This window comes from Leucobacter sp. NPDC015123 (genome assembly GCF_043080205.1).
In the GTDB taxonomy this organism is placed as follows: Bacteria; Actinomycetota; Actinomycetes; order Actinomycetales; family Microbacteriaceae; genus Leucobacter; species Leucobacter aridicollis_A.
Genome location: NZ_JBIBVH010000013.1, coordinates 1 through 11,227, shown reverse-complemented (window position 1 = coordinate 11,227; position 11,227 = coordinate 1). Strand labels below are relative to the sequence as shown.

General features: G+C 63.3%; 10 protein-coding genes. 7 read left to right on the top strand and 3 right to left on the bottom strand.

Features of this window, described 5'->3' with window-relative positions; genetic code table 11:
• The first annotated feature begins 263 nt into the window (after positions 1-263).
• Positions 264-1,685, top strand: coding sequence for a sensor histidine kinase (locus ACF07D_RS16005; protein WP_391505581.1), 1,422 nt, complete (start codon positions 264-266; stop codon positions 1,683-1,685).
• The gene (locus ACF07D_RS16000; protein ID WP_010154757.1) at positions 1,682-2,359 is read left to right on the top strand and encodes a response regulator transcription factor; all 678 of its coding nucleotides are present in this window, start codon (positions 1,682-1,684) and stop codon (positions 2,357-2,359) included. Before ACF07D_RS16005 ends, ACF07D_RS16000 begins: the two co-directional genes overlap by 4 nt.
• An 879-nt stretch (positions 2,360-3,238) precedes the next feature.
• Here the strand turns inward: ACF07D_RS16000 and tet(33) are convergent.
• Positions 3,239-4,462, bottom strand: coding sequence for a tetracycline efflux MFS transporter Tet(33) (gene tet(33), locus ACF07D_RS15995; protein WP_121867990.1), 1,224 nt, complete (start codon positions 4,460-4,462; stop codon positions 3,239-3,241).
• Positions 4,463-4,500: 38 nt separating this feature from the next.
• On the opposite strand from tet(33), the gene ACF07D_RS15990 reads away from it, so the two are divergent.
• Positions 4,501-5,070: a TetR/AcrR family transcriptional regulator C-terminal domain-containing protein gene (locus ACF07D_RS15990; RefSeq protein ID WP_005882738.1), complete on the top strand. Its 570-nt coding sequence runs from the start codon at positions 4,501-4,503 to the stop codon at positions 5,068-5,070.
• Positions 5,071-5,390: 320 nt separating this feature from the next.
• Here ACF07D_RS15990 and ACF07D_RS15985 read toward each other — a convergent pair whose 3' ends face one another.
• Positions 5,391-5,735, bottom strand: a complete 345-nt coding sequence (locus tag ACF07D_RS15985) for a hypothetical protein (RefSeq protein WP_005882739.1) — start codon at positions 5,733-5,735, stop codon at positions 5,391-5,393.
• Here ACF07D_RS15985 and mobF point away from each other — a divergent pair.
• Both mobF and ACF07D_RS15975 read left to right on the top strand, forming a co-directional pair.
• Entirely contained in the window at positions 5,734-8,262 is a 2,529-nt protein-coding gene (gene mobF / locus ACF07D_RS15980; RefSeq protein ID WP_391505580.1) for a MobF family relaxase, read from the top strand. The two genes, ACF07D_RS15985 and mobF, sit on opposite strands and share 2 nt — an antisense overlap.
• Before the next feature lie 423 nt (positions 8,263-8,685).
• A complete protein-coding gene (locus ACF07D_RS15975) occupies positions 8,686-9,471 on the top strand; it encodes an APH(3')-II family aminoglycoside O-phosphotransferase (protein WP_257057461.1) in 786 nt (261 codons plus the stop codon).
• Between the two features lie 81 nt (positions 9,472-9,552).
• Here the strand turns inward: ACF07D_RS15975 and ACF07D_RS15970 are convergent, their stop codons facing one another.
• Positions 9,553-9,699, bottom strand: coding sequence for a hypothetical protein (locus ACF07D_RS15970; protein WP_168165729.1), 147 nt, complete (start codon positions 9,697-9,699; stop codon positions 9,553-9,555).
• Positions 9,700-9,797: 98 nt separating this feature from the next.
• Here ACF07D_RS15970 and ACF07D_RS15965 point away from each other — a divergent pair, with 98 nt between their 5' ends.
• Entirely contained in the window at positions 9,798-10,589 is a 792-nt protein-coding gene (locus ACF07D_RS15965) for an APH(3'') family aminoglycoside O-phosphotransferase (protein ID WP_182784695.1), read from the top strand.
• 139 nt (positions 10,590-10,728) lie between these two features.
• Complete coding sequence (locus ACF07D_RS15960) at positions 10,729-11,151, top strand: GNAT family N-acetyltransferase (protein WP_391505579.1); 423 nt, start codon at positions 10,729-10,731, stop codon at positions 11,149-11,151.
• Positions 11,152-11,227 lie beyond the last annotated feature (76 nt).

The following is an 11,227-nucleotide window of genomic DNA, read 5'->3' as shown; positions in this document are numbered from 1 at the left end:
CATGGGCATGCTCAACCACCATTTCGCAGCAGCCGCCTGATCGGCGCAGAGCGACAGCCTACCTCTGACTGCCGCCAATCTTTGCAACAGAGCCCGAGCAGGAGCGTGACGTGCTCGCCTGCCTGTGCAAGGAACATGCGGAGAAGATCGACCATGCATACGACGGTAGATTCACGGGTCAACGTGCCGATATTGCCGAATGCCCATTCATGACCTAACGATCGTGAGTTCACCGGTCGGAGTCGCGCGCATAGATTGGGAGTATGAGTGGTAGCTCCAATGATCCCGCGACGCTCCGCCGTCGGCAGACCATCGTTGGATGCGTCGTCGCGATCAGCGGCGGCACGTCCACGCGTTGGTTGCCCGATGCTCCCGTGCTGGTGCTGAGCCTTATTGCGACTGCTGCGATCGTGCTGATGTTCGCAACCCCGGCTGCGCGGGTGCGCGTGATCCTTGCTGGTTCCGTGCTCGCCGCTACCGTCGTCAGGCTCCCCGAGTTGCGAGTCGAGGAGATCGTCGAGGGCCTTGTGTATGGTCTGCTGACCGCCCTGGTGCTCGCCGCACCGCTGACCACGCGGCGCGCGGTGTCGCAGAGGCGAGAGTTTCACCGCCGAGGCTGGGAGCTTGCCGCGATCGAATCCAGACGACGGGCAAGCCAGACCCGTGAGGTCCTGCAACGAGAGCGGATGAGCCTTGCCGCGGAGATGCACGACGGCCTCGGCCACTCCTTGACGCTCATCGCCGTCCGGCTCGGACAGCTCTCCCTCACACCCACGCTTCCGGATACCGACCGGGCAGAGGTCTCCGGTATCCGCACGATCGCAGCGGACGCGGCGGATCAGCTCGGCCTCGCCGTTCGACTGCTGCGCCAGTCCGAAGACCCGGCTGCCGGATGGAGCCCCCCGAGCATCGACGAAGCAGTGACCGGTGCTCGTCAGGCCGAGATGCACGTGGAAACGCACATCGCCGCAGATCTGTCCGACCGACTCAGCGATGAAGCGCTCAACACTGTCGCGCGGGTGGTGCAGGAAGGACTCACCAACGCGTCCAAGCACGCTCCTGGGCAACCGGTCACCGTGCGCATCGAGGTCGAGGGCGATATTGTCACTGCGATCGTTTGCAATCCGCGTGACGAGGAGGCGTCCTCAGCCCATCCGCTCGATGGTGGATTCGGACTGCATGGCCTGCGGCATCGCGCCGCGATGCTGGGCGGCGCCCTCACCGTCCATCAGATGCCGACCGAGTTCGCACTGACCCTCACCCTTCCCGCGCACGCACGCCCATCCGCGGACAGCGCAGCACCTGATGGCGACATCGTCGCCGCCGAGGACGATGCCGCGACCCTTCGATCCCGCGCCACCCGTGCTGCCATCGCCGTTCCCACAGCCATCCTCGGCGCACTCGTGTTCATCGCGGTCGCTTACTTCGTGCTCGCCAACACGCTATCTGTGATGACCACGGCACAGTTTGCGGACATCTCCGTCGGAGACACCCAGGAGACGGTCGAGCGATCCCTCCCCGCCCTGGAGATGCTCGATCCTCCACGCGATGAGTTCCCGCCTCGCCCCGACGAGACCTGTCACTATTACGAGGCGGAAATCAGCTTCTTCGAACGAGTCGACGTCCACGTCGTCTGCTTCGCCTCCGACCAGGTCAGCAGGATCGGAACGGTTCCCACGCCATGACCCCGGAGGATCGCACCGACACCCCGCCGATCCGTGTCCTGATCGCGGATGACGACCAGCTCGTCCGCACCGGCGTCGCCGCTATTCTCGCCTCCGCCACTGACCTTGACATCACCGCCCTCGCCAGCAACGGCCACGAGGCCGTCGACGCCGCGGCAACACACCGCGTTGACGTCGCACTGCTGGACATCCAGATGCCACGACTCGACGGCATCGGAGCTCTCCGTGAGATCCGGCACCGACTGCCCGAGCTTCCGATCGCCATGCTCACCACCTTTTCTGACGACCATCTCATCGCCGATGCGATCAACGCCGGCGCCCTCGGTTTCCTCCTCAAGTCCGACGAACCTCAGCAACTCATTGCCGGCGTCAGGGCCCTCGCGCACGGCGGAGGCGCGTTCTCCCCTCGAGTCGCCCGCTGGCTCGCCGCCGAGCAACGAGCGGGCCACCGCACCCGAACCGCGCGAGACGAACTCACTGCCCTGCTCACCGAGCGCCAGATCGAGCTCCTCACCCACATCGCTCGCGGACTCTCCAACGCCCAGATCGGCAGGGCCATGCATCTGTCCGAAGGCACCGTCAAGCAATACGTCTCCCAGCTCTTCAACACCCTCGGCATCGACAACCGTGTCCACGCCGCCATCACCGCCTACCGACACGGACTCATCACCTGAAGCCGACCCTGACCACACTAATGGTGGGTAGTGGCGCACTCGAGAGCATGGTCATCGTCGGCATCTAGATGGCGGTCGTCTACAGCGGCGCAATCTTTTAACCAAAGTGGACAGCGCGTCCGCGATCAGTCCCCGCTCCCCTGATCGTCGAAGGCAGTAGCGTCGTGACGGTTTCGATGCGCGTGATGATCGCGAGGGATGGCTACAAGCGCCTCCTGAGCACGGTCGCGGCCAAGGACGCGAGCCAACCCCGTAGGGTCGGCAAAGTAGTTGCGTTTCGATCGGGTAGTTTCTGCGGTTCCCAGATTACGGGCTCAAGGGTCGTTCGTGCTGTCCGCACAGGCCTCAGTCAACCTGCGTCTCGATGCAGTAGCGTCGCAGTTCTGCGATCATCGAGGTCTTGGGGGTGCTGACGACGCGGAACGCATGGCTGAAACGGACGCGCATTCCTCCAGCCTCGAGGTAGCCGTCGCAGGAAGCGCGTCGTCCGTGGGTGACGACAGAAATGACCTCCACCCGCTCGGGAGAACGGCGGGCGCACCTCTCGGGCTGCACTGGGGCCGCTGTGTGTGGATTTCTCGATGAGCGTCCAGCTCATGTCATCGGCAAGCCACTCGGAGAGGGCCTCCAGCTCTCCCTTGGCCCGGTTCACAACGAAGTCTCCGTCGACGCACTTCCGTGAAGACTCATGGTGCTATGGCTCGATCCGATGCGCCCGGCCCTTCTCCGCGATCGGCACGCACATTTCGATGGGTCTATCAGGCTCCCAGCTGACCTGTCCTTGGTAGATGATGCCGAGTTTCCCGGTGGCGCCGTCTCGCTAGTCGGCCATGGCGAAGCAGTGTCGCCGCCGTGTTGCTCCTGCTCACGTCTCACAACTCACATCGAGTCGCCGCTCGCCCAAGAGCCGAACTTCGGAGACGCTGCTGTACCACGCATGATGAGAATCACGCAGGGCACGTAGAGTGCTGCGGCGCAGAGCCAGAGGAAGCCGTCGGCGTTGATGTAAGTGAGCGCGAAGATCGTTGTGAAAGCGACCGGTCCGAAGATCGATGTGACGCTGTTGATGCTGGCGAGCACACCCTGGAGGCGCCCTTGGTGCTGTTCATCGACGCGCTGGGAGAGAAGGGTTTGCAGAGCGGGGAGGCCGATGCCACCGATCCCCAGTGCCGCCAAGATAGGCGCCATGGAAAATGCGTCAGTGACAATCGCCAGGCCTACGAGACCCAAGGCGTCGGTAATACACCCGATGATGACTGTTTTTGCCTCACCGATCCACTCCACGATGCGGCCAGTAAGGAGGGCCTGCACGAGAACCTGTACGATCCCGAAGACGGACAGGGAGATTCCAACTTCGACGGGACTCCAGTCGAGGCGGTGTTCAGTAAACAGCACCCAGGTCGCACCTGGAGCCTGCCCAATGAATTGAACAAGGCCGAATGCGACTAATAGGAAGGTAATCCCAGGCACCGCGCTGAGGCCGGGGCGACCACGATGCTGAGCGAGCGACGCAGAGCGCGCAGGGGAATCAGGACGGGTCTCGCGTAACAGGATAAAGGTGAGTGCCAGATTGCTCGCTGAGAGAAGAGCAGCGAGCAAAAACGGCAGATGTGGCGAGATGGCACCGAACAGTCCACCCATGGCTGGCCCCGCGATCATTCCGCCGCCATAGCAGGCACTGAGTAAACCGAAACGCTTGGCGCGCTGGTGGGGTGGCGTGATGTCGGCGATCACGGTGGCGGTGACCGCATTGGTCGCTCCGGTTATCCCAGCCACTGCGCGGGCGATATAGAACACCGACAGAGCGGACGTCGTGGCGAGCACGAGATAGTCGACGGTCGCACCGGCCAGGGAAACAAGCAGCACCCGGCGGCGGCCGAATCGGTCCGACAGCGTTCCCAGTACGGGGGCAAAGATGAACTGCATTACCGCGTAGAGCGCGATCAGCACTCCGACGTTCAGCGGAACCGCATCAGCGGTGACCCCTGCCTCGTGTAGCAGTGCGGGAAGAATCGGCATCACCAGGCCCATGCCGGCGGCGTCGAGGCTAGCCGTGATGAGGACCGTGGCCAACGAGCCACGAGCGGAAGTGAGAGATGACACCTTATCAACGATAAAGTTATCGATGATAAAGTGCAAGCATGGCTCAGAAACAAGCGCGACTCGATCGTGCAGCAGTCTTGCGCGGTGCGAGGCATGTGCTCAATAACACGGGGATCGACGGTTTCACCACGCGGGCGCTGGCTGCGCATCTGCGGGTGCAGCAGCCAGCGCTCTACTGGCACTTTCGGACAAAGGCCCACCTGCTCGGATCGCTCGCAGCTGATGTGCTTGATCGCGAACACCACGCCTCACTCCCAGAGTCAGGGGAGCGCTGGGACGACTTTCTCCTGCGCAACGCGCGGAGCTTCCGGACAGCGCTTCTGGCAGTCCGGGATGGAGCACGGCTGCACGCAGAGTTTCACCGTCAAAAGAGTGACCAGATGCCAGCGGGCTCGGATGCCCCCGAAAGTCAGATCGAGTTTCTCGTGTCCGAAGGATTCGCTGAGGGCTCTGCGGTCCGAGCTCTCATGGCTATCAGCCGCTATACGGTCGGTTTCGTACTAGAAGAACAAACAGCGCTCGACAACGGATGTGAGCCTGTCGATCAAGACCTAGATTTCGAGTTCGGGTTAGTTGCAATGGTTGAAGGGCTGGCATCAAAGCGATGAGGGATGCTCGCACTTTGGGTCTCTGCGTCAGTAAGGTCAATCCTTTCCCGCTTCCGCAGCACCTCCTCCGCGATACTGACGATTCGCTCATGGCTACGGGGCTCACAAACGAGCAAATCAGGGACCGTGTGTATGTCGCGTCGCGATCGCGGAACGGCACATCAGCAGCATCTTCACCATGCTCGACCTTAACGAGCGCACAGGGAACAAGCGCGTCATCGCCGTCCTCGAGTACCTCAAGAACTAAGCGTCGAGTGCGCGACCGGCGCGATGACCATAGGTAACGGCGGTTTAGCATCGGTGCCGCATCTTGACACGACTCAATCCGCGACAGCTAACCTCCGCATATGGAGTTCGACGGAATGGAGATCCCCGACGATATCGAGGTCACGGTCTGGGGGAGCAACGAGCACCGGCTCTGTAACGTCTGCCGCGCAGAATGCGACCCCGAGCCGAGCGGCGCCGACGGGTACGGCGTGCGAATCATCTACGTCTGCCGCGACCACGGACTCCAATCCGTCGTGGACCCATTCGAGCATCTCCGTTGAAGCGCGCTCTTCGCTATCTCCCTGCATTGACGCAAACATCGCGCTCTCCGCCTTCCGAGGGTAGATCCCAAGATCTGCGGCGCACCTGCCCAGTGTGACGATTTCGATCAGGGTCATGACCGCTGGGGACGGGTACCGGTACCTGCTGAACGCAGTTGTCGCTGGCGACGGGGATCGCGATGCGTCGTCAGCGCTGACAAGGTACTACCTTGAAGCAGGAACGCCTCCCGGCATCTGGCTCGGGGCCGGCCTCCCAGGACTCGCCGGAGAGATCGCCGTCGGTGCCTCGGTGAGCGAGGAGCAGTTACGGCGCCTCATGGGGCACGGGCAGGATCCGAACAGCGGCGAGCAACTGGGGCGTCCCTACCGAAAGTTTGCCACCGCGGGCGAGCGGACGCAGCGCCGCCTCGATCAACTCCCGAAGTCCCTTACCGCAGGTGAGCGTGCCGCGCAGCAAGCGCTGATCGAGGCGGAGGAGGCACAGAAGCCCACGAATGCGCCCGTCGCAGGGTTCGACCTCACGTTCTCGGTCCCGAAGTCCGTGTCGACCCTCTGGGCAGTTGCCGATGGCGGAACTCAGGCACTCGTCGCTCAAGCCCACCACGCCGCGATCCGAGACGTGATCGCCCTGCTTGAGCGCGACGTCGCGATGACCAGGGTCGGCGCGAAAGGGCCGCGCGGCGCCGTCGCGCAAGTCGACGTGCGGGGTGTGATCGCGACCGCCTACGATCACTACGATTCTCGGGCCGCGGACCCACAACTCCACACGCACGTCGTGATCGCCAACCGCGTCCAAGCCGTCGATGACGGGAAGTGGCGCACGCTCGATTCCCGCGCTATCCACGCCGCCGTCACGGGCCTATCGGAGCATTACAACGCCGTCCTCTCCGACCATCTCACCCAGATCCTCGGCGTCGGGTGGGAAGCCCGCGACCGCGGAGCCGGACGCTCCACTGCGTGGGAGATCGTCGGCGTGCCGCAAGAGCTGATGGATGAGTTCTCTTCCCGCACACGCGATATCGAGCAGGTCAAAGACCGGCTGGTCGACGAGTACGTCTCAAAGCACGGGAGGCAGCCATCCCCGAAGCTGGTGTGGCAGTTCCGGCAGCAGGCCACGCTCGAGACCCGGCCCCCGAAACAGGAGCACTCTCTCAGTGACCTCACCTCCCAGTGGCGAGAACGCGCGACCACGTTGCTGGGTGAGGACGCGCCAACCTGGGCGTCGGCACTGCTCGCCGGTAGCGAGCAGGAACCGTTGCTGCGGGCGGACGATATCCCGTTGGAAGATCTCGAAGAGGTCGCTGAGGTTGTGGTGCAGCAGGTAGGTGACCGGCGGGCGACGTGGAAGCGGTGGAACCTTCACGCGGAGACGGTGCGGCAGACGATGGATCTTCGCTTCGCGTCCGCGAACGACCGGGACGCTATCACCCAGCAGATCGTCGATGCTGCCGAACGGGTCTCGCTGCGTCTCACCCCGCCCGAGCTTGCGACGAGCCCTCCGCTGTTTCGCCGTGCGGACGGGTCGAGCGTGTTCCGACCCAAAGGCGGAACGGTGTTCTCCTCCGAGCAGGTGCTCGCGGCAGAAGACCGGCTCTTTGCCGCGTCGAATGATCGATCGGCGCCGACCGTGCCGCTGGCATGGATTGAGGACGCCGCCAGAACGAGGAACCGCGACGGGCATACCCTGTCGGTGGATCAGGAGCAGGCGATCGCGAAGATCGGCGTCTCCGGCCGCGTCCTCGACGTCCTCGTCGGCCCCGCAGGGACTGGGAAGACCACGACGATGCGTGCCCTGCGCCGCGCCTGGGAGCGGCGCTACGGGCCAGGCTCGGTTACCGGGCTCGCACCCTCGGCCGCTGCCGCCGACGTCCTCGCCGGGGATCTGGAGATCGGGACGGAGAACACAGCGAAGTGGCTGCATGAGCATCGCCTCGGGAAATGGAACCTCACGCGCGGGCAGCTCGTCATCATCGACGAAGCCTCGCTCGGTGGCACGTTCGCGCTCGACGCCATCACCAGCCACGCCCAGCAGGTCGGCGCGAAAGTGCTGCTCGTGGGCGATTGGGCGCAACTCGCCGCCGTCGACGCGGGCGGCGCGTTCGGGATGCTCGTGCGTGATCGCGGCGACGCCCCGGAACTGGTCGATGTGCGCCGCTTCAAGAACGACTGGGAGAAGCAGGCGTCCCTGCAGTTGCGGATCGGCGACACCGACGTCATCGATACCTACATTGCGCACGAGCGCGTTACGCCGGGCGGATATGACGAGATCCTCGAAGCCGCCTACCAAGCCTGGCGCACAGACCTCGCAGCGGGAAAGAGTACGGTGCTGATCGCGGAAACCCTCGACACGGTCTCCGCGCTCAACACCCGCGCCCGCACCGACCGAATCCTCCAGGGCGACGTCGCTATGGACGGCGTCAAGCTCCATGACGGCAACGAAGCTTCCCGCGGTGATCTCATCATCACCCGCGAGAACAATCGGCGCCTCTCGCTCGGGCGGAGCTGGGTGAAAAACGGCGACCGCTGGAACGTCGCGCACGCAAACGATGACGGATCCCTCACCGTACGGCGGTCGGGATCACGGCGTCGCACCACGATCACGCTGCCCGCAAGCTACATCGCCGAGCACGTCGAACTCGGTTAGCCGAGGTTCGGTAAACGCACTCACCTGTGAATGTTGGCCTGTGCGCAGTTCCAGCCTACTGATGTCACCGGATACGCGGGGCGTAGATTGTGGGCGAGACCAGCGGCGGGGGGCGGCGTCCCCGCCTCCGCGTAGCAGCACGCCAGAGCAGTCGACAACGACCTGTCATCGTCGACGGCCGCGACGATGGGCAGTAGGTACTTGTACCCGTCGCGTGCGCTCAAGATCCGCATCGACACCATAGTGCCAAGTCAGGTGCACTCCCGGGATGCGTTCCATTGGTGAAACCGAGCTGCTGCGAGACAACCTACGTCGATGATTTGTACAGCCGCAGCTGACCCGATGCCGCTCGTGGTCGAGCACGTCGGATCGATTCAGAACGACTTATACTTGGCCAGAACCCGCAGTCTTGTTAGGAGCCAGATGTCCCCAGTCCGCCCTGCGTTCCCAATCACGTGGGAACAGGAACTGACCGGCTACTCATGGGAGTTGCAGACAACCGGTGGATCGGACGCAGCCGTTTTTCGGTTGACGTCTCCAGACGGAGACGTCCTCTTTGTTAAGACGGAACCAGTCAGATGTTTGGGCGAACTCCCGGGTGAGGCGGCGCGCCTGAGATGGCTGACGACAACGGGAGTGCCCTGTGCCCGCGTGCTCGACGAAATCACTTCTACAGGGCGGCATTGGTTGTTGCTCGACGACGTTCCCGGCAACGACCTGTCCTCCGCTCCGATTGAACCTGCGGCAAAGGCCCGGATCGCGGCTAAGGCGTTGCGCCGGCTGCACACTCTGATGACGGACAGCTGCCCTTTCGACCACCGTGTCTCTCACCGCATCGAGCAGGCCCGTGCCCGTTGGGAGGCGGGCCTAGTCGACACTAATGATTTCGACGATGAACACCGTGACCGCGACCCAAGCGAACTGCTCGCGATGCTTCAAGGGCTTCGTCCCGTTCATGAAGATCTCGTTGTTACGCATGGGGATGCATGCCTGTCCAACTTGATTGTGGACGAGGACCGCTTCTCTGGCTTCATCGACTGCGGGCGGTTGGGAGTTGCCGACCGTCACCAGGACCTCGCGCTAGCAACGCGGGACATAGCCGAGCAACTCGGCCAATCATGGGTGCCCTTATTCCTCGACCAGTATGGGATCGAGGACCTCGACCCGGCACGGACACGGTTCTACCGGCTCATGGACGAGTTCTTCTGAGGGTTCGCTGCAAAAACAAGCCGATCCAGACGCGGCTACTTCTGCTCGCGCACGGGGCACCTTACTTCGCGTAGTAGTGGATCAGCGGCGTCGAGAGCCAGCGCGGTCGGCGTCTGCGGCCGCGAACGAGTACAGAAGGTACTTGTAGCCGTCGCCGGCGCTCATCATCCGCATCGAGACCGTCATGCGCAGTAGGTGAGCGAACATCGCGCGCTGCTTTGCCGTCATTGCGGACATGCTGTGTTTGGTCAGTATTGGTCGTGAGGTCGCGTAGGGCACGTGAAGGACGGTCGACGCGAGATGATAGAGGCATGTCGTCTCCCTCGATGCCACTGACCGGATTGCTTTCCGATTGCTCGGTGTGGGCGCGCGTCACCGACGGCGAGTCAGGCGCGATTGTGCTGCGTCACGTGTCCGGGGAACGGTTCGCCAAGGTCGTCTCCGTTGCTGATGCGCACACGTTAGAAGGCGAGCGCGATCGGATCGAGTGGCTGTCGACCACCGGGATTCCCGGCCCCAGCGTGCTCGACTGGCGCATCACCGAGCACGGCGCCTGCCTCATCACCAGCGCCGTCGCGGGCGTCCCGGCTGACCGGCTCGACCCGGCCCATCTCGCTCAGGCATGGCCGTCGATCACCGACACCCTGGTCCGGCTGCATAGCATCCCCGCCAGCACGTGCCCGTACGGCAGAACGCTGGACGAGATGATCACGCTGGCCCGCGCGACCGTCGTCGAGAACCGGGTCCACCCCGAGTTCCTGCCCCAGCACCTCATCGAGACCCCGCCCGCGGTGATCCTCGAAAGCTTGGAACGCGACCTCCCTTCCCGCCAGGAACAAGAGGACGCCGACAGGGTAGTCTGCCACGGAGACTTCTGCCTCCCCAACATCCTTATTGACCCTGATACCTCGCTCGTGGCCGGGCTCATCGACCTCGGCCGACTCGGACAGGCAGATCCCTACGCCGACATCGCGCTCCTGCTGGCGAACGCTCGCGAGACCTGGCCCAACGAAGACACGGCCCAATGGGCGGATCACGACTTCGCCTCCCGGTACGGCATCGCCCTTGACCCCGACCGCCTGGACTTCTACCTTCGACTCGACCCGCTGACCTGGTAGACCATGCCCGGCGTACGCAGAATCCGCAGAAGGAAGCCGTCCGGCTCCAAAGGCAATAAGGAGATTGTCCGAAGCGCCAGGGTCACGGCCAACGAGTCGACCGCGGTTGCATCTCTGGGTGCCTTGCTACGATTGCCAGGTGAGTGAACGGCAGAAAGACGTTTTCCTTGACTCTGGCAGGTTCCTTGACTCTGGCAGGGTGACATTTCGTCGGGGCCTGCCGAGTGATGACTTGGTGCTCGGTGACATTGATGGTTCCTTCGTCACCGACACCATTTTCGAGGTGCGGCCTTCTGCCAACGGGTTTACTCTCAACGAGAAGAGTGTCTCCTCTCCGATCGTCAAGAGGTTTCCTCTTGGCGAAGACACCGACGTTGAGGATGTCGAGGAGTCAGCGCGATTTGTTGCCGTTAACGCGCACGGGACCCCCTGCGGGTTTATTGACGTGGTTTTCGAGGTGTGGAATCGACGAGTCGTGATAGCGGATTTGGAACTCTCCCCTCAGTATCGTCGGAGAGGGCTGGGACGGGAACTGGTTGGCCTGGGTCTGCTGAAGGTTTAGTTGACCCGGGTTTCCATTCCTAGGCAGCCAGCTCGACCGCACTTCTCACTATAGTTTCGAACTCAACCGGGGTCAG